Consider the following 26968-nt stretch of genomic DNA (forward strand, 5'->3'; position numbering starts at 1 on the left):
TCCGGTCGCGGCACTTTAAGGGCCCGTCTACGGACCATCCCGGCGCGTTTCGTGTGGCCAGGATCGTGAGAGCAACCATCCAGAAGACGGCGACAAATACGGCGGCTGGAAGCAGGCGGATGAACATCTGTGAACCTCACTGAACCCAACGGAGCAAAAATCCGTCGGGCAGTGATATATTCGACTGGACCTGACAGCCCCTTGAAGCTGTTGTCAGCGAATTGTCATCTTCATTCGTCTAAAGGTTCTGTGACCAGGGAGGTCAATGTGAAACCCTTGAGCCCAAAGCGATACGTCCGATACTCCGTCGTTCTGGCGTTGATGCTTTCAGCTGCATTTCACGCCCGTGCCTATGCCGAAGATGACACCGACGGAGGCGCCGAAAGCGAAACGTCCTCGCAGACCGAAAGCGACGACGGCGTTGCCGAGGGCGTCTATAATGGCAGTGACGCCGCGGGTTCGATGCGAGGTTTTTCAAACGACATCGAGGATGATGAACAGCAGGATCGCGGGGGGCTAAACAGTCTCCAGGGAGAACATATCCTTTCACTCGACAGCATTACTGCGAAAACCCAGGCACTCACGGACGGTCGCATTTTGGACGCTGAGCTTAAACCGCGCCATGACGGTCTCCGGTACGAACTCAAAGTCCTGGAAAACGACGACCGGTTGCGGCGATACTCATTCGACGCGCATGATGGCCGCCTCATTGGAGTGAAATGACCTATGCGCGTTCTTGTCGCTGAAGATGACAAACGTATAGCTCAGTCCCTTTCCGTCGCACTCGCGGCGGCCGGTTTCGTGACAGAGCTATCGGCAAACGGTGAGGACGCCTGGTTTAGGGGAGAAACGGAGGCATTCGATGCCGTTATTCTGGATCTCGGCCTTCCTGGCCTGGATGGATTGACCATTCTCAAGCGGTGGCGCCGCGACGGGCGCGCTACTCCAGTTCTCATCCTCACAGCCCGTGGAGACTGGAGTGAACGGGTCGAAGGTATCGAATCCGGTGCGGATGACTACGTCGTGAAGCCGTTCAGGATGGAGGAAGTTGTAGCGCGTGTTCGGGCGCTGGTGAGGCGCGCTGCCGGGTTTTCTTCGCCGATTATTACAATAGGTCAATACACCTTGGACACACGTCTGAAACAGGTCTCCATGGGAGGATTGCCCGTTGCGCTCTCTCCGCAGGAGTATCGCCTTCTGGCCTTCATGGCGCACAGGCCGGGTAAGGTCGTCTCCCAGTTGGAAATTACCGAACATCTTTATGCCCAGGATGACGATCGTCTGTCCAACGCTGTCGAGGTGCTGGTTGGTCGGCTTCGTCGCCGACTGGGTGCCGATATCATCATTACGCGAAGGGGGTTGGGATATCTCCTGGGTGGCCATGCCGCATGAAATCAAAATCACTGAAATCCCGCATGATAGTAGCAGGCGCGGTATGGATTTTTTTCGCGCTCATACTCGCAGGATCAGCAATATCCTACATGTTCATCGAAAACGTCGAAAAGGGGGTTCGCTCCGATCTTACCGCGACGCTCTCACGTCTCATTGCCATCATCGATCTTGACGCACAACAAGATCGGCCCCGCCTGACACGTCAGTTGCCAGACCCGAGGTATGAGACCCCATTCAGCGGCGTTTATTGGCAGATCACTGACGTGGACAATCAACAAGCACTGCGCTCACGCTCTCTGTGGGATAAAAATCTCCAGACCGGAGCAAAGAATACGGACGGCGAGCACTTCGCAAGTGTTCAGGGTCCAGCAGGCCAATCCCTGTTAGCGCTGTCGTTAACGACGACGTTCAAGGCCCGAAATCTTGAACGCCACTATCAGATCGTCGTTGCACAAGACCGTTCAATTCTGGACGAAACTATTCGTAAATTCGCGTGGGAAATGGCCGCGGCATTGACCGTGCTGGGCGCATCGCTTGTCTTTGCCGCCCTCTTTCAGGTCCGTTTTGGCCTTCTGCCGTTCCGACAGTTGAAGAGCGAAGTCGAGACTATCCGCAAAGGTGCCGCTTCCTCTTTAGGGAGCGAATATCCGACAGAGGTGTATCCGCTTGTTGCCGAAGTCAACGAACTGTTGAAACTGCAGGAAACATCGATTGAATTTGCACGGGCGCGCGCCTCCGATCTTGCTCACGGGTTGAAAACGCCCTTGTCCGTTCTTGCAACGATTGCCTACGAGCTCGAAAATCGTGGCGAGACATCCGCTGCGTCTGTCTTGTTCGATCTCTCAGACGAAATGAACAGCCGGATAGACTATCAATTGAAGTTGTCGAAACTCAGACAAAGAGCAAGGCTACACAGCTTGCGGGCTCCTCTCGGATCGATCGTCAATCGTGCCGTCGCCGTTCTCAAAAAGACCAAAGAAGGCGAGCAACTGCACTGGCAAATCGAGATGACGCAGAACATCGACGTTGATCTCGATGAAAACGACCTCGTTGAACTGGTCGGTATATTGCTGGAAAATGCGGCGAAGTGGGCGACTTCGAAAGTGCATGTGTCAGCATCGATGCAAGATTATGTTGCGGAGTTGCGCGTCCACGATGACGGACCTGGCATCGGGCAATCCCAGTTGGAGCTCATAGGGAAACGCGGCCAGCGCTTCGATGAAAGCGTTGGTGGTTCTGGACTGGGGTTGGCGATTGCAAGGGAAATTCTCGCGATAAACCACGGCTCGATTACCTTTGAAAGCGGGCAAGGCATGGGCACTCTTGTGATCGTCAGGCTTCCCCTTCCCGTCTGATCGCCACCCTTCAAGCAAAATCATCAACGCCGGTTGTCATTGAAAAAAAGCGGCAAGATAATAGAAGAGATCAAACGCTTGTCGCGCACTGGACCGAAATACAGACGAAGGCCAGGCCTTTGCGGGAGCGAAGGAAGAGTTTGTAAGGTCATCCGCGCCTCACTCATCGCGGGGCGACCTGCCTGCTGGCCCGGTTGGATGCCCTTCTCGCATTAACGGGTCGTGCCGCTTTGGAGGATAAGGCCAATGAAAATGAGATTTCTCAGTGAGGCTTTTCTCGCCTTGATGCTTTCCACCGCAATCACCTCAGCCCAGCAGGCGTCTGACACGGTGGCACCCGAAAAAGCGACTGCTGTTGCGACTGCCCGACGTGTCGAGTCCCGGAGCTTCATGGTCGCAGCGGCCAATCCGCTAGCGGCCGAGGCGGGGCGCGACGTGATCGCCGCGGGCGGTAACGCTATAGATGCGATGGTGGCGGTGCAGACCGTGCTCGGCCTCGTTGAACCGCAGAGTTCCGGTCTCGGCGGAGGTGCCTTCCTCGTCTACTACCACGCAAAAAACGGCAAGCTGACGACGTTGGACGGCCGGGAGACGGCGCCGATGGACGCCACGCCAAAGCTCTTCCTGGATGACAAAGGTCAACCGCTTAAATTCATGGACGCCGTGGTCGGCGGCCGTTCCGTTGGCACGCCCGGAACGGTGCGACTTCTGGAGGAGGCCCATAAACGTTATGGAAAGGCGGATTGGGCAAGCCTGCTGAAGCCGGCGGAAACGCTGGCGACCGAGGGTTTCAAAGTGTCGCCTCGCCTTGCCTCCCTCATCGCGTCCGAGGGCGACCGGTTGAAGAAATATCCAGAGGCCCGGTCCTATTTCTTTGACACCTCCGGGGCCGCCCTGCAGACCGGTGCCCTGTTGAAGAACCCGGCCTATGCCGAGACACTCGCAACGCTCGCCAAAAGCGGCGCCGATGCCTTTTACAAGGGGAGGATCGCCGAGGCGGTCGTCAAGACCGTGCGCGAGGCGACCGACAATCCCGGCGTGCTGTCGCTTTCCGATCTTTCCAACTATCGCGTCATCGAGCGCGAGCCGGTCTGCTTCATCTATCGTGCTCTTGACGTTTGCGGCATGGGGCCGCCATCGTCGGGCGGCATCGCCATCGGCCAGATGCTCGGCATGGCGGAGAGTTTTGATCTCAAGTCCCTGGGGCCGAAAAATGTCGAAAGCTGGCGCCTTATCGGCGATGCGCAGCGCCTCGCCTTCGCCGACCGCGAGCGTTATGTCGCTGACACCGATTTTGTGCCGCTACCGATCAAGGGCCTGCTGGACAAGACTTATCTCGGCGAGAGGGCAAAACTGCTCGACGGCGACAGGGCGCTGGCCAAGGATGCCGTCAAGGCCGGCGAACCGGAATGGGACCACGCGCTGCTTTTCGGCCGGGATGCCGCACTCGAATTGCCCTCTACCAGCCATTTTGTCATTGTCGACAAGGAGGGCAACGTGGTCTCGATGACGACGACGATCGAAAGCGGCTTCGGCTCGCGTCTGATGACGAACGGCTTCCTGCTCAATAACGAGTTGACGGACTTTTCCTTCAAGACACATGACGGCGGCCTGCCGATCGCCAACCGCGTCGAGCCTGGCAAACGGCCGCGCTCCTCCATGGCGCCGACTATCGTGATGAAGGATGGCAAGCCGCTACTCGCCATTGGTTCGCCCGGCGGCAGCCAGATCATCGGCTACGTGGCGCAGGCGCTGATCGCCTATATTGACTGGGGCATGCCGGTTGAGGCGATTGTCGCCCAGCCGCACCTCATCAACCGCTTCGGCACCTACGACATCGAGGCCGGCACTAGCGCGGAAGATCTGGTCGAGCCGCTGAAGGCGCTCGGTTACGAGGTGAAACCGGGTGAGTTGAATTCCGGTTTGCATGCCATCGAGATCACTGCGCAAGGTTTGGCAGGTAGCGCCGATCCAAGGCGTGAGGGAGCCGTTATGGGGGAGTGAACGCTCCGACCGCGGAAAGACGGCGACCTCGGGAGATTGACCAATGGAGGACGGCATGAACACCTTCGACCTTTATTACTGGCCAGTTCCATTTCGAGGCCAGCTCATCCGCGGAATTCTGGCCCATTGTGGGTGCTCCTGGGATGAACACGATGTCGATGCGATTGAAGGTCTTATGGATTGCGGGGCGGAAAAGCAGCCGGTTGCCTTCATGGGGCCACCGGTTCTGATTGACCGCGAGCGCAATTTCGCGATCTCTCAGATGCCGGCGATCGCCATCTACCTCGGTGAGCGGCTAGATATCCTGCCGGCAACTGTTGAGGGCCGCACGCTCAGTGCCAAGATCGTCAATGACGCCAATGACGTCCTCGATGAGTTAACCCTCAACGGCGGGCGCGAGATGTGGACGCCTGAAAAGTGGCAGGAGTTCGTCCCGCGTCTTCAAAAATGGATCCGTATTTTCGCGGATACCGGAGCACGGAACGGCTTGAGCGCTGCTTCGGGCTTTATGCTGGGGACGGAAAAGATCGGGGTTGCAGATATAGTGACAGCAATCCTTTGGACAACTGTAGCTGACCGATTCCCGGCCATTAAGGGCATCATCGAGGACACCTCACCCATAATCTGGGGTCTCTCCAGGAGAGTGGTAGCTACAGCTCCGCTGGCTGCTCTGAACAGTAAAAGTTTCGAAGAATATGGCAACGCTTATTGCGGCGGAGAAATTGAGAAATCGCTCCGAAAGGTAGCAAGTTGAGTTACATCTGCGGGGCGCCACCACCATGTCTGTTTACTGCGGGTCCAAGGTCTTGAGGGCGTTGGAATTTTCAGCACTCTATCATGTTCGACCAAGTATGGGGTTTCGTGGTGGAAGACAGTCTCGTCCTCAAACGGCAGCGCAATATCTTCGTGGTTTTTCCTGCGCTCCTGACCGAACTTGCACTTGGTCACAGGACGTAGCAGCGAATAATGAGGTTTTCACGCACCCACCTGATGCGTGAATGAACCGATCAGCAAAACTGCCGGCTTGCGTTTGGCGGGCGATGCCGAAGTGCTATGAAATCTTACTGAGCATAAGCGCCAGCTCGTCCTGGGAATATGGCTTTGACAGTCTGGCCACCTCAAGTTCCACGCCCGACGGAAAGTCGACGTAGCCTGAGGCCAGCACGATAGGCAGGCTCGGTAGGCGGTCCCTGACTGCTTTCGCCAGTTCTGCGCCCGTCATGCCCGGCATGGAATAGTCAGTGATTACCAGGTCGAAAGTGGCGCCGCCATCAATCAAAGAGAGCGCCTCCTTGCCTGAATGGGCTTCCACGACCTCGTGGCCGAGGTCAGTCAGCATGTCAGCCGAACTCATCGCAATCAGTGCGTCGTCGTCCACGAGAAGGATTCGCTTGGGACCGGCATCGTTCCGGGCATCGGCTACGGCGACATCCTGCTCTTTTTCCAGACTCTGCGATGTCGATACCGGAATCCAAAGGTCCGCCGTCGTCCCCTCGCCCACGGCGCTTGCCAGCTTCAATTGGCCGTTCAGCTGCAACGCAAGACCATGAACCATGGATAGCCCGAGACCCGTGCCCTTGCCGAGTTCCTTCGTGGAAAAGAACGGCTCGATCGCTTTTTGCAGCGTTGCCGCGTCCATGCCCTGGCCTTGGTCAATCACCGACAGCACGACATAACGTCCGGGTGCGAGGAGGTCCGATACCGTCGGCTGTACCGCTTCCTTCAGCCCGATCTTGATCGTTCCGCCGTCCGGCATCGCGTCACGGGCATTAACGGCAAGGTTCAAGAGGGCGAGCTCCACCTGGTTGGCATCGGCCGATACGGCCGGGAGGCGCTCCGGAGCGACTACTTCTATGGCAATCCTCGATCCCACGGACCGTTGCAGAAGGTCCTGCATATTGGTCACGAGACCGGCAAGGTCAACCGGGCCCACCTGAAGGTCCTGCCGACGCGCGAAGGCAAGAAGCCGCTGGGTGAGCGAGGCGCCTCGCTGCGCGCCTTGGAGGGCTCCATCAATCAGTCGAGTTGCCTTCGCATCGTCTGTCAGATGTTTGCGGAGCAGTTCGAGGTTGCCAAGAACAGCCATCAGGAGATTGTTGAAGTCGTGGGCAACCCCACCAGTGAGCTGGCCGATCGCCTCCATCTTCTGGGCGTGACGAAGCTGCTCCTCGGCCCGTTCTCGCTGACTGACCTCGGCCAGCACGAGCCTGTGCGCCTCTTCCAGCTCACGTGTCCGCTCCGCAACGCGTTCCTCAAGAGTTTCGTTGAGATGGCGCTGCTGTTCTTCCGATTGCATACGCTCGGTTATGTCGGCCGAAACGCCGACCAGCCTGATGGGCCGTCCAGTACGGTCGCGGTGCAGTTGTGCACGGATTTCCGCGCCATGAATAGAGCCGTCAGGCCAGACAATCCGATAGGTAATGGAATAGTCAGCTCCCGTTTCGATCGTGTTTCGCAACGCATCCTTCATCCGTGCAGCGTCATCCGGGTGAATGGCCTGCAACAGGTCCTCATAGGTGAAACCGTCGTTCGGCGAACGACCAAATATCCCCCTGCAGGTCGCCGAGGTCGTCAGGACATTTGTGGAAAGATTGAGTTCCCAAGCACCGAGGCGGCCGGCCTCGAGCGCTGTCTGAAGACGGCGTTCCCCTTCGTCCAGTGCCTCCATACGGGCACTCGCCTCGTATTGTCGGCGTCGCGCGCGCATTGCGGAACGAGCGACGCTGATAAAAGTTGTCGGATGGAAGGGCCGCTCGACGAAACTGACATTGCCGAGAACTTCCGACAGACGGGCGGCGGCCGGGTTGCGCTCGGGGCCACCGCCGCGCGCGGTCAGTATGATAATGGGAAGGTCGGACCAACTCGGCTGCGTCTCGATCCACGAGACAAGCGGGCGCAGATCAACCGACCGCAAAGCCTCTTCCGTCATCACGGCGAAAGCGACATTCTCGTTCAAGTCTGCCACCAGGGCGTCCAACGTCGGGACAATGTTTGCACGCAGGCCGGCTTCGTGCAGCAAAGCTGCCGCAATCGGCGCGTCGCGACCGATAGGAGTGTGGATAAGGCCAAATATATCGCGCTCAGGAATGGCTGCCATCCTCGTCAAGTGTTTGCAAAAGGGGCTGTCGGTTTCCCACGAAGATAGGAACACCGCGCAGGATTCCCTGGAACGCGGAGAGCGGTTCGCCGAGCGTCAACCCATTTGCTCCAATTTTATATTCGCGAATGGTATCTTCATGTCGTCCAGTACGCTTCTTGATGACCGAGATCGCCCGGCGAACGCGGGCCTCCGCTTCGAAGTAGCGCAGCAGGATGACTGTATCGGCAAGATATGTCACGTCCACCGGGGATTTCATGTCGCCGACGAGGCCGTGCTGCGCGACAGTGATAAAGGTGTTGGCACCCTGCCTGTTCAAATATTGCAGCAACTCGTGCATGTGAAGGATAAGTGCGTTCTCCTCCGGCATCGCAGCCTGATAGCCGTTTATGCTGTCTATCACAACTGTCTTGGCGTCGAAGCTGGCGACCTTGTCCCTTACGCGCTGGGAGAACTCGCCGGGTGACAGTTCGGCCGCATCCAGCTGCTCGATATGGAGCAGGTTCTTGTCACGCATGGCCTCCAGATCAAGCCCCATCTCCTTTGTGCGGTCAAACAGCAGTCCCAGTTCCTCATCGAAGACGAAGATTGCCGCCCGCTCGCCGCGACTGACGGCGGCCTCGACAAACTGTAGTGCAAACAGGCTCTTGCCGGTGCCGGCGGGGCCGATCAGAAGCGTGCTGGAGCCGCGGGCAACGCCGCCGCCCAGGAGATCGTCAAACTCACTGATGCCGCTCGCCACGAGAGTCCGCTCAAACGCCACCCTGTGTTCAAGTGCGCGGAGTCGCGGGAAGACTTCGACGCCACCAGTCTTGATGGTGAAGTCATGATAACCACCACGAAACGCCTGCCCTCGATATTTCAGAACCCGAAGCCGCCGACGCTCCGACCCGTAGTCTGGAGCCAGCTGCTCAAGGTGGATTACGCCGTGCACCACGCTGTGGACCGTCTTGTCCATTGCGTCCGAGGTCATGTCATCAAGAAGTAGAACTGTTGCATCGGAGCGCGAGAAGAAGTGCTTCAGTGCCAGTATCTGGCGGCGATAGCGAAGCGAACTCTGCGCCAGCAGCCGGATCTCCGAGAGACTGTCGATCACCACACGATGGGGCTTTACCCGTTCAAAGGCTTCGAAGATAAGCTTTGTCGTCTCCCCGAGTTCCAGGTCGGAAGAATACAGGAGACTTTGTTGCTGGTCTGCATCCAGAAGACTTTCCGGCGGAACGAGCTCAAAAATCTCGACCTGATCGCCTATGTCCTTCCCGTGCGAGGAAGCACTGTCACGCAGTTCCTCCTCCGTTTCCGAAAGCGTGATGTAGAGGCAGCGCTCGCCAATGGTGGCTCCCTCCAAAAGAAACTGCAACGCAATTGTCGTCTTGCCGGAGCCGGGAGCCCCTTCAAGCAGAAATACATGACGCCGGGAGAGGCCGCCGGAGAGAATGTCATCGAGGCCCTCTACCCCGGTCTTTGCTTTTGCAACTGAATTATCTGTCATGCATCCTCCATGGCTACCTCTGAATTACGGTAAACGCTCTGGTTTCCTATACTAGAAGACGCTGGAACCGGAAGATTCGTTCCACTATCACAGGCAAACGCTGCCCCGGTGCGGGCACGATTGCAAGCGTCCATTCAGTGCGGAGATAGAGCCCGTGGGTCAGAAGGTGGAGAGTAGGCCCTGGATTTTTTAGAGGCCTTCTTTCCTTTTTTGGAGGTAGGAGGTTTATCTGCAAAGCTAATTTCAGCGACACGGGTTCGCCAATGAGCGGCATCGTCCTCTTTACCAGGAAGACAATGATCGCAGTGATTGCGTGGTGCAATCAGGCCCGGTCATATGTAAAGGACGTCAGAAGGGACGTTACGAAATTGCTGGCTCGTTCCTTGACCAGTGTTTCCGTCCATTCGTCGGTGTCACGAAGCCTCAAGTCCGTGTAGATGCTGTCAACGGCCGCTTCTTCGATCCGCTTGATGTGGCCGCTGAAGGCTGCCTCCCCGCCGGCATGATACATGTCGCGGACGACCATGCGCAGGATCTCCTGGATCGCGATCTGCCAAGCGGTGTTGATCGTCTGCAGTTCGTTTGTATCCGATGCCATGAAATCTCCTGCGTTGGAATGAGTGTCGCATTTTGCGCCACGCTCTTCGATAAGGCCTGAAGCCACGACAGCAGACGGGACTGATCAGCCCTTCTTTGCACGTTTGGCAAGCAAGGCATTCGTCGCCGATGTCCGCTCGGCGTGCTCTTTGGAAAGACGCGCCGCTCGAAGTCTTAAAGTCTTTGCATCCCTGACCTGCGTTGCCGATTCAAGCTCTTCCACAGCGCTGTTCTTGGAAAAGAACTCTGTCTGTAGATTGCTGAAGGCAATCTCTGCCTGTTGGCGGGATTTACTGTATCTCTCTGTCATAGGTCCTCAGAGGCTTGGAGTCGAAACAAAAAGGCCAGGCAAACCGCCTGGCCTTAAATGATAACGTGCTTCCGGCAGTGCCAGTACATCCGTGGTCAAAGGGAAGCAGATACCGATTATGCGGACTGCAGATTGCAGGCCGACATCTTGCCCGACTTCATGTCGCGCTCGAGATCGAAGCCAATCTTCTGGCCTTCAACGAGTTCGCGCATTCCGGCGCGCTCGACAGCCGAGATATGAACGAAAGCGTCAACGCCGCCGTTGTCAGGCTGAATGAAGCCGAAGCCCTTGGTGGAATTAAACCATTTTACTGTGCCAGTGGTCATGATGAACCCTTTCAAAGCATAGATTGAGGAACCGCGAAGCTGATGCCACGCAGAGGAAAACCGACTATTTTTGAGAGGGAAGTTCGCTTAAAGCGCGGTGCCAATCGCGCGGTAGACAAAGCTCGGCAAGCAAAAGATCGATGATGCATCTATACGGAACTGCGGTCGCCACGTCAACGTTTAGTTTTCAAAATCGCGATTTACGTCCATTGGTTGCATCCCTCGGGCGCGACCGGAATGCAACCTGGTTCAATTCTCGGCACCTGTTACGCGATCCTGCCTCCCATGGCCAAAAACCGCCATCCCGGAGTTTCTGAGCCTACGGCCACGTTGGCAGGAAAGCTGTCGTGATCCTGAGCTGCGGGACTGGATTCCGCAGAGACGATCCACGAATGGCATTTCAAAAGACCACCGCAGTTGCCCAAGCGGTCCTCTGCGTCCATACAGTTACAATGACGCATGATTCGAAAATATTCGTAGGCCTTCGGTCCCCTCGCAAAAGATCGCCTTCGGCCAGCGAATCCACAGGTCCAAAATGCCAATGGGACGGGTGTGAAAAGACCGGCGTTCACCGCGCGCCCGTGGGCGCGGGTGCAGAAGGTCTTTATCTCATGTTCTGTCTTGAGCATGTGACGGCCTATAACAAGGGATACAGCTTCACCACGGCCCCACCCAATCCCAACGTCGCCCGTTACCAGAAGGAGGCGACAACCGGCGCTCGCCCGACTTGGGGAACCCGGGTGAGCGAAGCAACCGAAACTCCGCTACCGTCTTCGGTTCGTTCGGGCTCGGCAAAGACGCTGAATGCGCGCAGGGCCGACAGGTCGGGACAGACGAAGGCCGGTGCCCAGCAGAGAAAACTGAAGGTGCTTGAAGCCAAGGCTTTCGACACGCTTGGCCTTTCGCCAGACGCGACATCCAGCGAAATCAGGAGCCGCTATAAGGAGAGGCTCAAAATGCACCATCCCGACGCCAACGACGGCGATCGCAATTCAGAGGACGCACTTCGCGCCTCGATCGAGGCGTATAGAATCCTTAAACTGAACGGTTTTTGCTGAAACCTGTTCGACAGCTCGTGATACCCGCCTTGAAGGTTATCCGATTTCCTGTTCTGGCCAGAACGTTCAATCGGAAGTGATGGCCGACCCCCTATCGCCTTTTGCTGCTTGCACATCTCAGGCACTGTGGTTGCTAAAACATTCGTATAAGCTGTGGTTCTCAAGACGACCGCCGACATCAGCATGTATCCCAAGGCGATGGCTGCGAGCGGGATCACCTATGGGGAAATCATCGACCGACTGGTGGAGCATATAGCTGCGCCATCCGGCAGCCACGCCATGAATCTGGCGCGATAAAACAGACGCACCGGGTCACCTGCGCCATGGGTCATCGATGATGAGGCGGCTATGTCTTTGGTCGGTATTTGAACTGCTTCCAAGCTGGGCTGGGAAGCCTTCACGCCATCTCAATTTGTGAGGGTTCCATTCCCTGCGCGATAGGTGGCGCGGGAGAATTCGAATGCTGGTGGGAAGCGTTAAGTCGCTGAGCCACGATATCGTGGTTGAGCCACAGAACGGGACCGGAGGGTTTGGAGGATTCGCGAAAAATTAGCTGCCCGGTTGCCTTCACTACAAGACCGCTCAGGAGGTCGCTGATCATCACCTTGCCATCCCGATGCATCCGGGTGATCTCGTTTGACGTGCCGATGGTCAGATCGGCCTGTGCCTGACTGTTTGCCATCGGCCATGCCGAAAAGTCATAGAACGGGCGCATGACATCGCTGGCCTGCATGGTGGCGATCTTGCTGAAGACGTCTTTCATGGTTAAGCCATCAACCAGCAACTGCTCGCAGGCTTGCCACTGCTCGTCTGCCCATTCACTCCCGTTTTCCTTCTTCAACGCAAGCAGCAGCGGTATCAGGGGCAGCTCGATACCCGTGAACACATCTGAAGAATTGGTCCGGATTTCGGGGCAGTTATAGACAGTTGCCTTGATCCCTTTCGCCCAGGCTTCCTCTGCAATGCTTTCGAGCCGCATCTTGGCGTAACCCTGGGTGTAGTTGGTGTAGGTCTGCCAACGATAGCTTCCGTCAATGAGGACCGCCGATCCGTGGTAACCATAGGCCGTATATCGTACCTGACCGCCCGAAGCTTCCACGCGCTCGCGGATCGCTGCGCTGAAATCAATCAGATGGCGAAAGGTGTTCGCGGAGACATCGTCAAAATTCTGCAGAATGAGTTTCCCCAGATCACTGTCGATCAGGGTCTGCGACGACATGTGGCGAGTACCAGTTCCCTTGTAGATTCGATTGGCGATGACCAGGAATACCTTCGCCTTCGGAATGCCGCCGGCCATTGTGTGAGAGAAGAATACATTGCGGCCGTCGGGGATCATTCCATCCAGGACGGTCATGACCTTAGAAAGCGACTCCGTGAAACGCGCAGTGGCGATATCGCGGCACTGCTCGACATAGTCCCATTCGAGCTTGTCGTGCTCCCAGCTCTCAAGCGTCATCTTTGCCAGGAGATCGGTGGGAGTCGGGCCTCCCGCCGGCGCGTCAAGATCGAAGCCTGCCATAAGAGGTATGTTGATGATCCTGCCGCCCAACTGGGCCTCCGCCGAAGACAGTTCCTCGGCGTTAAGCGGCCGCAGTGCGTTATTCTCGTCGCGCCGCCCGACGGTGATCCCCACAATCTCCATTCCAGCCCGTCTGGCTTCGTCAAGCAGGCCGGTGGCGTATCCGCGACCGAACAGTTCGCCGAAGAGTACGAAAACATCGCCCTTACGGAAGACCGTGTTCTCGGAAAGATGATTCAGTGCAACGGGATTTTCCATACTGTCAGCTCTTTAATTCGTGTGTCGTCGAGCAATGGCTCTTACGAACTTTCACAAAGACATGACCGTGTTGGCGCAGAATTGGAACTCATTTTCGGTGACTGTTCATTTCAAAACGTGAAGTCAGTCTCTGTTGCTCCTACAATCCAGGGAAATGCCAGGCCGTGGAGATCGGCCCACCGACAGATTCCAGGAACAAATGCGCGTGGTGTGAACGGCCAGTATGAAGGCTTTCACGACTTTCGGAATCCGACCGACACCAGCCATTCCAAGCATTCCGTGATGGATCTAGAAGCGGACTCTTGCAAACCCATCATGGCAAAAGCCCTGCTTCCCGATACAGAGCCAGCCGGATTGTGGTCACGCTTTACGCCTGCGATGTGCTTCCATGTTCCCTGGGCCGCGACTTGACGATCGCAACCGTGATATCGCCTATGGTGATAATTATAGATCCTGCCACGACACAAAATCTCGGTTGCTCGCCAAGAAACAGAAAGCCGATCAGGCAGGCAAAAATCAACAATGAATAATCAACCGGGCCGACAATCGAGATGGACGCAAGACGAGAGCCCCGTACAACGCAATATCGCGCCGTCACTGCGAGCAGCCCGAACGGGATAAAGGACATCGCACTTGATGCCTGCGGTTTCAGACGCGGTTAACCTACGGAACAATTGTTTGCGACTTAGAGCGCTGGAGGCCTGTTGTCCGATCGCTCTCTGGATACGTTTCGGCCACCTGAGCCGGGGGATACGAAATCCTGTGCTCATCAAGCGAGCCGCGAATTTGTTCCGCGACGAAGATTGCGTGCTCGGTAACCTGCGGCAACCCCATCAGCTCTCCAAAGGTTCCGCGCGCAAGCGGCCCGGCAACAAACAGTGAAGTGGTGCTTACGCCTGAAGCCGATAGGGGATTGGATTTGGCATCGACCAAAATGCCAAGTCCGGTCGGACAGGGTTGCAACAGACCCGCCTCCTCAAGGTCTCGAAGCAAGGCTTGGCTTTGAAGAATGCCGCCATGAGCCGGGCCCGTGGTGACGACGATTGCATCGACATCAAGCACTTCGTTAACGCTGCCGCGCCGGGGTCGCAACATCACCCTGTAGCCAGCATCAATCCGCACCACGGATGAGAGCGAGGCAGCCCGAACATCCATTTGGCCGCTTGCGGTCGCCTGCTCCACAGCAACCTCGACCTGCGGCGCGATGCGAAAGCGATGCACATCCCAGATTGGTCGCAGGTGCCGCGCTATGCGCCGCCTCTCAACGACTGGCAGGTTTTTCCATATTTCGTTACCCTGCCCCCTCAGCGCATCCACGACGCTATGCCATGTCATGCCTTGTTGTTCTGCTTCCCGCAGAAGGTGGCGAACGTGATGAAGCAGCTTGCTTGCAGAGTTGAACGGCTCAGACAGGAAATCGCCGAAAGGCCCCTGCTCTGCCGGTCCATGGCCGCGAGACCGCAACCCTCTGCGAGAGATAGACGTTATCTGGCCGACATGTCCGCGCCTCTTGAGAGAGGCAACCACATCGGCAGATGTCAAGCCGTTTCCAACGATGAGAACATGGTCTCCACGCTCGACAACGTCGATTGCATCGGCCACGGTGACATCCGCAATCAGCTTTGGATCATCTTTAAAAGGTTGAAGCACCCGAGGCAGAAAGGGTGGAGGATGGCTGACGGCCAGCACGACAATATCTGCAATGAGCACCGTCCCGTCAGACCCGATAATCTCGTAACGGCTCCCTCTTTGTGAAACGGAAATCGCTTTTGTCCGCCAGTGCCGGATACGGCCGTCATCTAAAAACGGTTGGATCCGTGCAGAGACGTAGTCGCCAAAGACAGACCGCTTCGGATAAGGCGAACCATCGTGACCCATCAGCTCGGTGTCATCATCGGCGGAAACACCATTAAGATAACTCTCGAAGTCATCAGGTATATCCGGAAACAACGTCATTCTTGCTGCGGGGACGTTGACCCGATGCGCTGGATCAGTGGCGCTATAAGCCAAGCCACGGCCCAGTTCCGGTCGCGGCTCGATGACCACGACGGACATATCAGCCGGAATTGCCTTGCCCGCAACCAGATGCACTGCCATCGCAGCGCCTGTAAAGCCGCCGCCGACAACGGCCACGGTTACACGGGCAGACGCTATAGGAACAAAAGAACTCATTGCCTCTGTGTTCTCCCCTAGGAGAGCTATGCGCTATATGACAAGGTAATAAGCGAGATGCCAATAGGCACTTCCGCTTCCTGCTCATGATATCGCTCGTTATTATGATAGCCGCTTGCGATGTCGCAAATGTTCACCCGGTTCAAAATACCTTGAACGGATCAACCGAAAGCAGATTGAAACCGGTCGGCATGTCACGTTCTTCTTCTGCTGAGGTGTACAGCTTCGCGAGGGAAGGCTTCCGGGTCAATATCCTCTCAAGATTACTGTTCTATTTTTCTTCGGTTCCCGGCAAAGCACTTCGCCCTAAAGCGTTTCGATTGAAAATTGGATCGAGGCGGCTTCCACGCCATTTGTTCAATCTCTTTCATTGGTTTGGCCGAGGTAGCTAAAAGAATGCGAGGCGGGCGCCTTTGCGCGCCCCGGGTTCCAAAAGTTTCTCAGCTCCAGGCGTGAAGAGGTGGCTTCTCGCCATTGAGGAAATACTTGCCGAGGATCGAATATTTCCACCGGACCGGATCGTGCAGGGTGTGGGTACGGGCATTGCGCCAATGGCGATCAAGATGATGCTCAGCAAGCGTGGAGCGGGTGCCAGCTAGCTCGAAGAGCTTGTTGGTGGCCGCAATCGCGATCTCGGTCGCGAGGATTTTCGCCTCCGCCGTAACGACCTGCGCCTCGGCGACCGTTTCAGCATTCGGGTTCTGGATGGCGCGGTCGATGGCATAACCGGCTTTCTCAAGCAACGCCTGAGCCGCATGCAGGCGTAGCGTCAGATCGCCGACGGCCTGGATCGTGTAGGGATCATCCCAGGCATGATCGACACCGCTATCCACCCAGGCACGGCTCTTGGTGCGGACAAAAGAGACGGTTTCATCAATAGCCGCCCGCGCAATCCCCGTATCGACCGCGACCTGGATGATCTGGAAGATCGCGCCATCCGCCGTCGGCTCGGCATAACCCTTGTAGCCGGGAACCAGATAGGTCTTCGGCACTTTGACGTTGTTGAGGATCACCGTGCCGGATAGCGTCGTGCGCTGGCCAAAGGACGACCAGTCGTCGATGACGGTCAATCCGGGTGCGTCCCGCTCGGCGATAGCGTACCATGCACGCCCTTCATCATCGAGCGCGACGATCGGCACGAGATGGGCGAGAAGTGCGCCGGAGGAATAAAATTTCTGTCCGTTGACGATCACATGGTCGCCGGCATCCACGAACTTCGTCTCGAAATCCGCGGCCCGCTTGGAGCCGAACTCGGAAAAGGCATTACCGAAGCGCGTACCGCGCAGCACCTCTGCGAACAGCAACTTTTGCTGGGCCTCGTCGGAAACCGTGCGGATCGCCGCAACGACGCCGAGATGGTTCTGCGCAATCTGGCCAATGGAGGAATCGGCCGCAGAGACAATCTCGATCACCTTGGCCAGTGTTGCATAGGAGACCTCCGGACCGCCGAATTTTTTCGGTACGTTGATCGACCAGAGGCCGCTTTGCGAAAACGCATCAAGTTCCTTCACCGGCCAGATACGGTCGCGGTCACGAAGGGCAGCGCCCGGCGCGATTTCGGCGGCCACAATCTTCGCGACTTCGATCGCCTCGGCATCACTCCTGATGATGTGCGCGCGCTCGGTTGGCCGCGGCACGGCCGGAACGCCCTCGACGGCATCCTTTGTATTGACGTTGGAAATGGTCATTTCATGTCTCCTCTTCGATCTGGTTTTCAATGAATATACGCGGCGGCAGATGCCGATGGTTTCTCGCCGAGATAAAAAGCCTTCACATCATCCCGCGCCCTGAGTTCGGCAGCCGTGCCCGAAAGCACGCTGACGCCATTCTCCAGAATGACGGCCCTGTCCGCATAGTTGAGCGCCACCGCCGAATTCTGCTCGGCTACGAGGATCGACAGGCCTTCCTCGCGATTGAGGTGTTTCAGCGTGCGGAAAATGTCCTGCACGACACGCGGCGCAAGCCCCATCGATGGCTCATCGAGCACCAGCAGCCGGGGTCGCGACATAAGCGCCCTGCCGATTGCTGTCATCTGTTGCTCGCCGCCGGACGTGAGGCCGGACAGAACCCGGCGTTTTTCCTTAAGTCGCGGGAAGTGCGTATAAATTTTCTCAAGATCAACCGCGATTTCGGCACGTGAGGCGGAACGGCCGAGACCGCCGGATACCAGGTTCTCTTCGACCGTCAGCGCCTTGAAACAATGGCGGCCCTCGAGCACCTGCACGAGACCGAGACGGACGAGGCGTGCCGGGGTTTCGTGCGTGACAGCGCGGCCGTCGAACAGGATATGGCCGGCGACCACCTGCCCTCGTTCAGCTGGCAAAAGGTTCGAAACCGCCTTCAGCGTCGTGGTCTTTCCCGCGCCGTTCGCACCGAGAATGGCGAGGATTTCCCCTCGCCCAAGCGAAAGCGTGACGCCATGCAAGGCGGTGATGGCATGATTGTAGGTCGCATGGAGACCCTCCACCGTGAGCAGCCTGTTATCCTCGGTCATCTCGATCTCCTTGGTGCTTTTCGGATGTCGTGGCCGGACAGGAGGAAAAGCCCTTGCCCGGCCGCGCAAGCATCAATTCGTCACGGAAGCCGCGTCTTCCGAGGTGCGAAGCTTGATGCCCTTTTCAGCCGCATAGGCTTCCGACGACTTCTCGATGATCGGGCGCAGCAAGGCCCAATCCGGCGCGATCCAATCGGAAACCACGTTCCACTTCTTGCCGTCCCACTGCTGGAACGTCACATAGCCGTTGCCTTCATGGTTATCCCAGGTGACGTTGATTGAGTGGAAGAGATCCCTGGCGCCCAGCGCCTCGACGCGGGCCGGATCCAGTTGCAGATGCTCGAAGCCCCAACGAACCTCGTCGCCGGTAAGCGTCCGCTTGCCGAATTTGTCCTGGGCGATCCGCACCGCCTCGACATTCAGGATACCATTGACGATACCGAGATTGTGGTAGACGGAACCGATGCGGCTCTTGTCTTCGAGGTTGCCCTTGCCTTGGTCATAAAGCGTCTTGACGATCTCCTTGACGACCGGATATTCGGCACCCGATGCCTGGGTGGTTATGGCGGTATAGCCCTTTGCCGCGGCGCCGGCGGGAATGACGTCCTCTTCCGAGTTGGACCAGACATTGCCGATGATGTGATCGACCGGGAAGCCGGTCTTTGCGGCCGTCTTCAGTGCCACCGGGTTCATGACGCCCCAACCGCGCAGCACGACGTAATCTGGCTTGGCACGGCGGATCGTCAGCCACTGTGACTGCTGCTCATTGCCCGGATGTGGAACTTCGATCTGCTGCAGATCGAAGCCATATTTCTTAGCCAGCAGGTCGTAGATCGGGATCGTTTCCTTGCCGTAGGGAGAGCCGTGATAGAGCACGACAATCTTCTTGCCCTTCAGACCCTCAAGTCCGCCTTCCTTGGAGGCGATGTAGTTCACGATACCGGAGGTCTCGCTATAGGGGTTGAGCAACAACGGGAAAACATAGGGAAAAACGCGACCGTCGGTCGAATCCGTGCGGCCATGGTTGATGGTAATGAGCGGCACCTTGTCCTGCGTGATGCGGTCGATCATCGCATAGGCGATGCCAACCGAGAGCGGGTTCCAGGCTGCGATACCGTGATTGCTCTTCAGCCGTTCATAGGCCTCGACGCCGCGTTCGACCTCGTACTGGGTTTCGGCCTCTGACCACGTCAACTTAACGCCGTTGACGCCGCCGTCCCTGACATTGATGAGGTTGAGATAGTCGATGAAACCACCGAAGAAGCCGGTGCCGCCGGCCGCGTAGGGGCCAACGCGATAGCTCTGCAGGGGAAAGTGCTGCTCGTCCGCCATGGCCGGGAAGGCGATGGCTGAGAGGCTGATGCCGGCGGCGAAGGCTGCGGCCTTGATCTTGGTATAAAGGGTCATATCTGGACACACTCCGTCTGTCGGCTGGCGCTTTGCCATCCGCGTTGGTTTCAGGACTTCAATGGCTGTCAGGCTTTTCTTGTTGGAAGCCCTTTAGCCTTCGGGGCCGGGCTTCGAGGGGTTCGCGCCCGCCTGATGGCGGCCGCAATGCGTGACTTCAAGCGATCCCACAACGACACGAGGCCGTCGGGCTCGAGGATCAGAAACAGAATGATCAGGGCGCCGATAACGATGCGCTGCGTCATGTCGAGCACCCCGGAATCGAACACGTCCCCCAATAACAGGGAGCCGAGCCGGGAGAGGACAAGCGGAAAGACGACGATCAGGGCCGCACCGAAAAAGGCGCCTCGGATCGATGCAAGCCCGCCAATGATGACGATGAAAAGGATCTGGAACGAACGGTCGAGATTGAAGCCAGCCGGCTCCACCGTGCGCAGATAGGCAAAGGCCCAGATCACGCCTGCAACGCCGATGATGAAGGACGAGATCGCAAAGGCGAGCAGCTTCGTGCGCAGCACCGGAACGCCGATGATGCGTGCGGCGGTCTCGTTGTCGCGCACTGCGATGAAGTTACGGCCGGTCTGCGACGACACCAGGCGGTAGGCGAGGAACGTGAGGGCCGTGACGGTCGTCAGCGCGAAGAGATAACGCCCGACCGGTCCCTCGAATGAAATCCCGGCCAGCGACAACGCCGGTGCATCGATGACGCCTGATGCGGATTCGTTCGAGAGCCAGCTGAATTTCGTCAACGCCCATTGCACGAAGAACTGAGCGGCAAGGGTCGAGACGGCGAGATAGAAACCACGCAGGCGAAGGCTGGGCAGGCCGAAGACGATGCCGATGATTGCTGCCGAAAGACCGGCGAGCACGATCGAAACGGTGAGCGGCAGCCCATCGACCCGCAGGTCGAAATTGTAAGCCGCGAAGGCACCAACGGCCATGAAAGCGGCCGAACCGAGCGACACCTGACCCGCATAGCCGGTGAGCAGGTTGAGACCGACCCCGGCAAGGCTGAGGGCAAGGAACGGCAGGAGGATTGCCTCGAAGAGATAACTGGTGCCGACGAACGGCACGACAAGATAGGCGATGGCAAGCACCACGACCGTTCCGGCACGGCGTGGCAGCGAACAAGGCAATGAAAGATCGGCTGCAATAGCGGACATCTCAGACCCTTTCCACGAACTTTTGACCGAACAGGCCGGAGGGACGGATCAGCAGAAAGGCAAGCGCCACGACATAGGCAAACCAGCCCTCGATGCCGCCGCCGAAATATTCGCCGATATAGACCTCGGCGAGCTTTTCCGACGCGCCGACAAGCAGACCACCAATGATCGCGCCGAGAATGGAATCGAAGCCGCCGAGAACCAGCACCGGCAGCGCTTTCAGCACCACCAGCGACAGCGAGAACTGCACGCCGACGCGCGCGCCCCAGAGCAGTCCCGCAACCAGAGCAACGAGACCTGCCGCCGCCCAGACGCTCGCCCATATCCAGGGCAACCTCAGACCGACAGCCAGAGCCGCGAACTGGTCATCGGCGACAGCACGGAAACCGAGGCCAATGCGGGTATAACGGAAAAAGGCCGAGAGAGCCGCCACCATGCCGGCCGCGACGAGCGCGGCAAAGATGTCGAACTGGCTGATGAACACCCCGCCGACATCGAAAGGAATATCCTCGATGCCGAGATCGAGGCCGTGAACCTGCGTCCCCCAAAGGAGTTGGGCCGCACCCTCGATGATGTAGGAAAGACCGAGCGTTGCCATAAACAGCGTGATCGGCGGTTTGTTGGTGAGCGGCCGGAGCACCACACGTTCGATCGCAATACCGATGACCACCATGATGGCAAACGTAATCGCGAACGCGGGGGCAAAGGGTACGCCACGTTCGACAAGGCTGACGAAAGTCAGCGCGGCGAACAGGAGAAGCGCTCCCTGCGAAAAGTTTAGAACACCCGATGTCTTGTAGATCAGCACGAAACCGATCGCGACGAGCGAATACATGACCCCGGAGAGCAGCCCGCCGATCAGCACCTCGATAAAGAAAAGCCAGTCGAACTCGGCCATCAGATCCCCTCCCCATCTTCATTTTCCGGCGCAATGCCGAGATAGGCGTCGATGACACGTTGGTCGCTGGCGATCTCCGCCGGCGTGCCGTCGGCGATCTTGCGACCGTAATCGAGCACAGCGATACGGTCCGAAAGCCCCATGACCACCCCTACGTCATGTTCGATCAGCACGACGGTGATCGCATATTCGTCGCGCGCGAGCCGCACGTAGTCGGCAAGCTCGTTCTTCTCGGTTGCCGTCATGCCGGCCATCGGTTCGTCGAGCAGCAGGATGCGCGGTTCGGCGGCGAGCGCGCGCGCAAGCTCCACCCGCTTTTGCAGGCCGTAGGGCAACGTGCCGGCAAGCCGGTCGACATAGGGCGTCAGGTGCAGGAACTCGAGGATGCGCCCTGCCCGTTCGCGGGCATCGGCCTGTTCGCGGCGTGCGAGCGGCAGACCGGCCACCTGGCTCAGAAAATTTGCGCGGCTGACGTAAGCCCGTCCGGCTGCAACATTGTCGAGAACGCTAAGGCCCTTGAACAGTGCAAGATTCTGGAACGTTCGCGCCACACCGAGACGGGCGAGCTTTTGCGTCGGCACGGGTCGATAGGCTGTGCCATCGATCGCGACATAGCCCCGATCCGGCCGATAGACGCCGGAAATGACGTTGATCAGCGAACTCTTGCCGGCACCGTTAGGGCCGATGATGGCACGGATTTCGCCATGCCGCACGGCAAGGTCGATATCCTGTAGAGCGGCGATGCCTCCAAACGAAAGGTCGATACCGCGAAGTTCCAGCGCGAGCCCTTCAGCCTGGTGCGGCGCGCGGCGATCATGTTCGACGCGCTCGCCGTGGAGGGCGACGTACTCGCGGATGTCCGCGGGGACCGCCACCTCGGCGCCAAGACTTGCAAGCAGAAAATTCGATGCCGACATCGTTCAGTCCATGCTCCGCCCGAAAGGGCACAGATTTCCAACCGCGAAGGCTATCAGGCCCCGCGTTGCGGGCAGCGGCTTAGGGCCGCTGCCTCTCCGGTTTGCTAGTTATTCGGCGGCGATTGCCGCGCCGACTTCGGCCTGCTCCAGCGCGCGTACGAGCGGAATGACATGCTTGCCGAAGTATTCGACTTCTTCCTGAAAATGCAGGAAGCCTAACAGAATGAGATCGGCACCCGCGCGCTTCAGGTTGACGATGCGCTCGGCCACCTGAAGCGGCGTACCGATCAGGTTGGAGCGGAAGCCGTCATTATACTGAACGAGATCTTCGAAGCTGGACTTCGCCCAGTTGCCTTCACCTTCGGGAGAAGACTTGCCGGCGTTCTTAACCTCATGGCCGAAGGCATTGACCGCTTCGGGATTGGCCTTCTCGATGATCTCGGCGAGCACGGCCCTCGCCTCTTCCTCGGTCTCGCGCACGATGGCGAAGGCATTCACGCCGACCTTGACAGAGTGGTTGTTTTCCTTGGCCTTTGCACGGATGTCGTCAACCTGCTTGGCGATCTCCTCCGGGGTATTGCCATTGGTGAAGTACCAGTCGGAAACGCGGGCGGCCATATCGCGGGCCGCGCGCGAGGAACCGCCCTGGAAGATTTCCGGCTGCGGATCGATCGGCTTTGGCTTAAGGGAATAATTGTTGAAGCGATAGAAATCGCCGCGGAAGGTGAAATTTTCTTCCGTCCAGATGCCGCGCAGAGCCCGGATGAACTCTTCCGAACGGCGGTAGCGCTCGTCGTGATCGAGCCACGGTTCACCAATGGCGTGGAACTCGCCGCGGAACCAGCCACTGACGACGTTGATCGCGACCCGACCGTTGGTGAGGTGATTGATCGTGGCAATCTGTTTTGCGGCGAGCGCCGGATTCCACGGACCAGGCAGGATGGCGGCGATGACCTTCAGCGTCGTCGTCGATTCCAGAAGAGCGTGACTGAAGGACACGGATTCATGCTGGAATTCGGCGCCGTAGCCGGCGGTGAAGCGGATCTGGCTCAGCGCGTAATCGAAGCCGCTCGCTTCAGCGATCTGCGCGAGCTTGCGGTTGTAATCGATGGTCCAGCTGGTACGCTGCTCGATATTGGAGATGACGAGGCCGCCGGAAACATTCGGCACCCAATAGGCGAATTTCACGGGCTCGGCATGGTGTTCAGTCATGGAAATCTCCTCTTTCCTGATGTTAGTTGGCGACCGCCTCGTTCGAAACGACGCGAAGGGCCGAATGGTGATCTGCGGCAGCGACATCTCTCGCCGGTAGAAGATCGATCAATTCGGCGACGGCGCGCTCGATGCGCGCCTCAACCTCCGGGTTCGAGAGCGTGTATCCGGTGAAATCCGCCTCGACGGCGTAGACTGTCGTTGGCACGGTAACGGCGCCAAAGAAGCCGAACAGTGGCCGGAACTGATGCTCCAGCATGAGGCCATGCAGCGGCGTACCGCCCGTTGCCGCAAGGACCACGCGCTTGCCTTGAAGTGCACGGAAATCGACGAGATCGAAAAGATGTTTTAACGCGCCGGTGTAGGATGCACGGTAGACCGGCGAGCCGACGACAAGCACATCGGCAATTTCCACGGCATCAATAATCCTGCGGCCAGCCTCATCAAGTTGATCAGCGCGAAGAGCCCTGAACAGGATCGGCGCTGCCACAGCCAGATCGATCGTATCCACAGAGACGCTTGCTCGTCTTTCGATCGAGGCCAGGATGTCCGAGACAACACGCGCCGTGCGTGACGGTTGTTTTACGCTGCCGCTTATACCAAGTACGTTCATCGTTCGCCTCATCCTTGTTGCCTCTAATTTCTATAGTTTTGATAGATAATCAAAGATGCAAATTCCAAATTGAGGGCACTTTGAGAAAACCAATCTTGTGAATTTGCTCTCCGGCGCAATGGGCTGAGCGGCGAACTGTTTTAATACCTCGTCATCCGCCGAGCGGGTTCGTCTAATTTCGCGGTTGTGAACCCATGCGAACGTGTGACTCGCAATTATCGGCCGCTGCTTTGGCTTAATCGGTAGTGTGAGGAGCTTTTCCGGTCACTGCCTCTCTCAGCTCCAGCGCGGCGGAGACCCGATATGATTTTTGAGCGCTTCGGCAAATGTCCCGAATCTCGTAAATGCCACCTGAAGTGCGTGGGGAAGGTGGGTTCCGAGAGGCCTTCATTCCACTCTTCGCCCGGCGAAAAGCGTATGAGATCACCCCGCGTGGACGGAGGGCCCAGAGAGCCAGTTCGGCAGGAGCGACACACCCATCCCGGCGTCGCAGCACCGTTCAGCACTTCAAAATTGTCAGACTGAGACGCTCTCGAATGCCTCGCCTGTCGGCGCGCCTATGAAGCTTGTCGGGGAGACGATGTTAGGCGTGGTTGCGAGCTTAAGCTGCCAATTAGGGCGGTATACCCACTTACGGCCACATCAGAAGCCTATCGCCGGATGGAGGCTGGCGGATTGTTTGGGAAGCTGGATTCCGGGACCAACATCGAATTGGAACTCAATTTGTCTGCTGTCGCTCGTGCACCAGGAATCATACGTGATTTATCTCCGCCTCAATGACACAGATCACGCCGTTCTTCTCGTAGAACAATTTTGTCTCCCCGTTCAATTCGGCCGATAGCAGCCGCTCGACAAGTGTCGAACCGAAGCCTTTTCGCTGGGGTGACATGACCTCCGGACCACCTCGCTCCTCCCAGACTACCCGGAGGCGTTCACCATCGGTCCCCTGGCGTTGCCACGAGATGGATACTTGGCCTTCAGGCACAGACAGGGCACCATATTTGGCTGCGTTCGTTGCCAGTTCATGAAGCGCGAGGGAAAGCGACACAACTGCTCGTGGCGGCAAAGATACGCCCGGTCCGCTTATTTGAAAGGATTCGGCAGGATAGGGCGACAGGGCCTGCTGCAAGACGGCTCTTAAATCCGCGTGCTGCCAATCGGCGTGCACCAAAAGGTCTTGCGCTCTGCTGAGCGACCCTAACCTGCTAGTGAAGGCTTCCATATCCTCGTGATTTGCCTTGTCGCGACCGATCGTCTGTCTTGCGATTGCGGTCACTGTCGCAAGGATGTTCTTGACGCGGTGGTGGAGTTCATTCACGAGAATGGATCTCAGCCGGTCGGCATCCTTACGGGCAGTAATGTCGTGCGCCGTCTTGGAAGCGCCGATAACCCTTCCGTTGACATCACGGATCGGGGAGACACTGAGAAGCACTTCGACAAGCCGGCCGTCCTTGCGAAGACGCTGCGTTTCGTACGGCTCAACGATACGACCCGCCTTGATCTGTCTCAGGATTGTCGGCTCCTCTTCTTGCCTATCATCCGGCACCAGCATCAGTACAGTCCGGCCAACGACCTCATCCTCCGAATAACCATAAAGCTTTTCCGCAGCTGCATTCCAGCTTGTAATGGTCATGTCGAGATCGATACCCAAGATCGCGTCATTGGAGGAAGCGATCATAGATGCGAGGTGCCTTTCGACCTCTTGGGCGTGCCGTCGCTCGCCGATATCAGCGGATATGGCAACAGCTTGCGACATGTTTCCCTGATCATCCCGGATTGCAGAGACCGAGTTCAAAACCCACACCAAACTGCCATCACCACGGACGTAACGCTTTTCGATCTCGAAGCTCTCTCCGGTTTCGACCATATGCTTGAACAGGCGCTGGTTTTCAGGCAGGTCTTCGGCAAACGTGATGTCTTGCATCTGGATGCCGATTAGCTCGTCCCTCCGCCGCCCGACAATCTGGCAGAAGTGGTCGTTCACGCTGATCAGTTTTCCGGTCAGGTCGCCAAGAGCTATTCCTACGGCTGACTGCGCAAAGATGGCCCTTAGACGTTCTTCGCTCTCTCGCAGAGCGGCATCCGCCTTCACCCGCTCGGTCGTTTCATTGACGATGCAGAACACACCCCTAACGATGCCGTCCTGATCCGTGACCGGAGAATACGAAATATCGAAGTACACCGTCTCGGGGTAACCGTGTCTTTCGATATAAAAAGGCCTGTCTTTCGCGGCGATCGTCTCTCCCTTATCGAGAACGCGTTTCAGCAGCGGCTCGAGGTCATCCCAGAGTTCGTTCCAGTATTCACGCGCCGGCCTGCCGAAGGCATGTGGATGCTTGTTGCCGATAGTTGGCGCGTAGATGTCGTTATATAAGGCAACGAACTCTTGTCCCCAGAACATCACAATCTGCGCTTGCGACGGAAGCATGATGCCGATAGCGGCGTGCAGACAGGCGGGCCACTCTGATCTCGGGCCAAGCGGTCCTGATGCCCAGTCTGTCACATCGAGAAGACTGGCTACGGGGACTGCATTTGCGGGCTCATTAACGTTATTCAGGATGAGAATCTCCACTTCAGGAGTGACAGGCTGCAACTTATAGAACTTTCCGGAGCGAGCAAGAAGTTCGCCACGATTGCAGCGTGTTTCATATGTCCGAGCGCTGGCATGAGAAGTAGCCAGCGCG

24 protein-coding genes are annotated in these 26968 nt (G+C 57.7%); 7 read left to right on the top strand and 17 right to left on the bottom strand.

The genetic code is table 11. From position 1 onward, the window contains the following. Positions 1-267 precede the first annotated feature (267 nt). From ATU_RS26290 to ATU_RS26310, 5 genes are all read left to right on the top strand, one after another. Positions 268-723 carry a PepSY domain-containing protein gene (locus tag ATU_RS26290; RefSeq protein WP_162180346.1) on the top strand — a complete coding sequence of 152 codons (456 nt, stop codon included), beginning with the start codon at positions 268-270 and terminating at the stop codon, positions 721-723. Positions 724-726: 3 nt separating this feature from the next. Further along, complete coding sequence (locus ATU_RS26295) at positions 727-1392, top strand: response regulator transcription factor (RefSeq protein ID WP_006313598.1); 666 nt, start codon at positions 727-729, stop codon at positions 1390-1392. Then, complete coding sequence (locus ATU_RS26300; protein ID WP_010974728.1) at positions 1389-2747, top strand: sensor histidine kinase; 1359 nt, start codon at positions 1389-1391, stop codon at positions 2745-2747. Before ATU_RS26295 ends, ATU_RS26300 begins: the two co-directional genes overlap by 4 nt. Before the next feature lie 246 nt (positions 2748-2993). Continuing rightward, positions 2994-4751 (top strand): gamma-glutamyltransferase, encoded by a 1758-nt coding sequence (ggt, locus tag ATU_RS26305; RefSeq protein WP_010974729.1) that lies wholly within the window; start codon positions 2994-2996, stop codon positions 4749-4751. Positions 4752-4806: 55 nt separating this feature from the next. Then, positions 4807-5505, top strand: coding sequence for a glutathione S-transferase (locus ATU_RS26310; protein ID WP_010974730.1), 699 nt, complete (start codon positions 4807-4809; stop codon positions 5503-5505). A gap of 297 nt (positions 5506-5802) precedes the next feature. On the opposite strand, the gene ATU_RS26315 is transcribed toward ATU_RS26310, so the two are convergent. The 5 genes from ATU_RS26315 to ATU_RS26335 all read right to left on the bottom strand — a co-directional run bounded on the left by ATU_RS26315 (position 5803) and on the right by ATU_RS26335 (position 10573). Next, a complete protein-coding gene (locus ATU_RS26315; RefSeq protein ID WP_010974731.1) occupies positions 5803-7848 on the bottom strand; it encodes a response regulator in 2046 nt (681 codons plus the stop codon). Further along, the gene (locus ATU_RS26320) at positions 7832-9340 is read right to left on the bottom strand and encodes an ATPase domain-containing protein (protein ID WP_010974732.1); all 1509 of its coding nucleotides are present in this window, start codon (positions 9338-9340) and stop codon (positions 7832-7834) included. The genes ATU_RS26315 and ATU_RS26320 overlap by 17 nt, the downstream gene beginning before the upstream one ends. 322 nt (positions 9341-9662) lie before the next feature. Beyond that, on the bottom strand, positions 9663-9938 hold the full coding sequence (locus ATU_RS26325; RefSeq protein ID WP_006313590.1) for a hypothetical protein: 276 nt from the start codon (positions 9936-9938) through the stop codon (positions 9663-9665). 84 nt (positions 9939-10022) lie between these two features. Beyond that, positions 10023-10247, bottom strand: a complete 225-nt coding sequence (locus ATU_RS26330) for a hypothetical protein (protein WP_006313589.1) — start codon at positions 10245-10247, stop codon at positions 10023-10025. A gap of 116 nt (positions 10248-10363) precedes the next feature. Continuing rightward, positions 10364-10573 carry a cold-shock protein gene (locus ATU_RS26335; RefSeq protein ID WP_006313588.1) on the bottom strand — a complete coding sequence of 70 codons (210 nt, stop codon included), beginning with the start codon at positions 10571-10573 and terminating at the stop codon, positions 10364-10366. Positions 10574-11025: 452 nt separating this feature from the next. On the opposite strand from ATU_RS26335, the gene ATU_RS26340 reads away from it, so the two are divergent. Beyond that, positions 11026-11631 carry a J domain-containing protein gene (locus tag ATU_RS26340; protein WP_010974734.1) on the top strand — a complete coding sequence of 202 codons (606 nt, stop codon included), beginning with the start codon at positions 11026-11028 and terminating at the stop codon, positions 11629-11631. A 153-nt stretch (positions 11632-11784) separates the two neighbouring features. Then, complete coding sequence (locus ATU_RS26345; RefSeq protein WP_162180345.1) at positions 11785-11928, top strand: hypothetical protein; 144 nt, start codon at positions 11785-11787, stop codon at positions 11926-11928. A gap of 100 nt (positions 11929-12028) precedes the next feature. On the opposite strand, the gene ATU_RS26350 is transcribed toward ATU_RS26345, so the two are convergent. From ATU_RS26350 to ATU_RS26400, 12 genes are all read right to left on the bottom strand, one after another. Continuing rightward, positions 12029-13408, bottom strand: a complete 1380-nt coding sequence (locus ATU_RS26350) for an enoyl ACP reductase FabMG family protein (RefSeq protein ID WP_010974736.1) — start codon at positions 13406-13408, stop codon at positions 12029-12031. Between the two features lie 367 nt (positions 13409-13775). Beyond that, complete coding sequence (locus tag ATU_RS27035) at positions 13776-14036, bottom strand: hypothetical protein (RefSeq protein ID WP_010974737.1); 261 nt, start codon at positions 14034-14036, stop codon at positions 13776-13778. Positions 14037-14071: 35 nt separating this feature from the next. Further along, a complete protein-coding gene (locus ATU_RS26355) occupies positions 14072-15580 on the bottom strand; it encodes an FAD/NAD(P)-binding protein (protein WP_010974738.1) in 1509 nt (502 codons plus the stop codon). A gap of 440 nt (positions 15581-16020) precedes the next feature. After that, a complete protein-coding gene (locus ATU_RS26360) occupies positions 16021-17268 on the bottom strand; it encodes an SfnB family sulfur acquisition oxidoreductase (protein ID WP_010974740.1) in 1248 nt (415 codons plus the stop codon). Positions 17269-17294: 26 nt separating this feature from the next. Continuing rightward, on the bottom strand, positions 17295-18074 hold the full coding sequence (locus ATU_RS26365) for an ABC transporter ATP-binding protein (RefSeq protein WP_010974741.1): 780 nt from the start codon (positions 18072-18074) through the stop codon (positions 17295-17297). A 72-nt stretch (positions 18075-18146) separates the two neighbouring features. Next, complete coding sequence (locus ATU_RS26370; RefSeq protein WP_035258212.1) at positions 18147-19481, bottom strand: ABC transporter substrate-binding protein; 1335 nt, start codon at positions 19479-19481, stop codon at positions 18147-18149. 68 nt (positions 19482-19549) lie between these two features. After that, on the bottom strand, positions 19550-20644 hold the full coding sequence (locus tag ATU_RS26375) for a branched-chain amino acid ABC transporter permease (RefSeq protein WP_010974743.1): 1095 nt from the start codon (positions 20642-20644) through the stop codon (positions 19550-19552). Position 20645: 1 nt separating this feature from the next. Next, positions 20646-21542 carry a branched-chain amino acid ABC transporter permease gene (locus ATU_RS26380; protein ID WP_010974744.1) on the bottom strand — a complete coding sequence of 299 codons (897 nt, stop codon included), beginning with the start codon at positions 21540-21542 and terminating at the stop codon, positions 20646-20648. Beyond that, on the bottom strand, positions 21542-22459 hold the full coding sequence (locus tag ATU_RS26385) for an ABC transporter ATP-binding protein (RefSeq protein WP_010974745.1): 918 nt from the start codon (positions 22457-22459) through the stop codon (positions 21542-21544). Before ATU_RS26385 ends, ATU_RS26380 begins: the two co-directional genes overlap by 1 nt. 108 nt (positions 22460-22567) lie before the next feature. Continuing rightward, a complete protein-coding gene (sfnG, locus tag ATU_RS26390) occupies positions 22568-23671 on the bottom strand; it encodes a dimethylsulfone monooxygenase SfnG (RefSeq protein WP_006313574.1) in 1104 nt (367 codons plus the stop codon). Positions 23672-23693: 22 nt separating this feature from the next. Next, positions 23694-24284 (bottom strand): FMN reductase, encoded by a 591-nt coding sequence (gene msuE, locus ATU_RS26395; RefSeq protein ID WP_035258216.1) that lies wholly within the window; start codon positions 24282-24284, stop codon positions 23694-23696. 751 nt (positions 24285-25035) lie between these two features. Further along, positions 25036-26877: a PAS domain-containing sensor histidine kinase gene (locus ATU_RS26400; RefSeq protein ID WP_006313572.1), complete on the bottom strand. Its 1842-nt coding sequence runs from the start codon at positions 26875-26877 to the stop codon at positions 25036-25038. Positions 26878-26968: the final 91 nt, after the last annotated feature.

The sequence above is a fragment of the Agrobacterium fabrum str. C58 genome (assembly GCF_000092025.1).
GTDB lineage: Bacteria > Pseudomonadota > Alphaproteobacteria > Rhizobiales > Rhizobiaceae > Agrobacterium > Agrobacterium fabrum.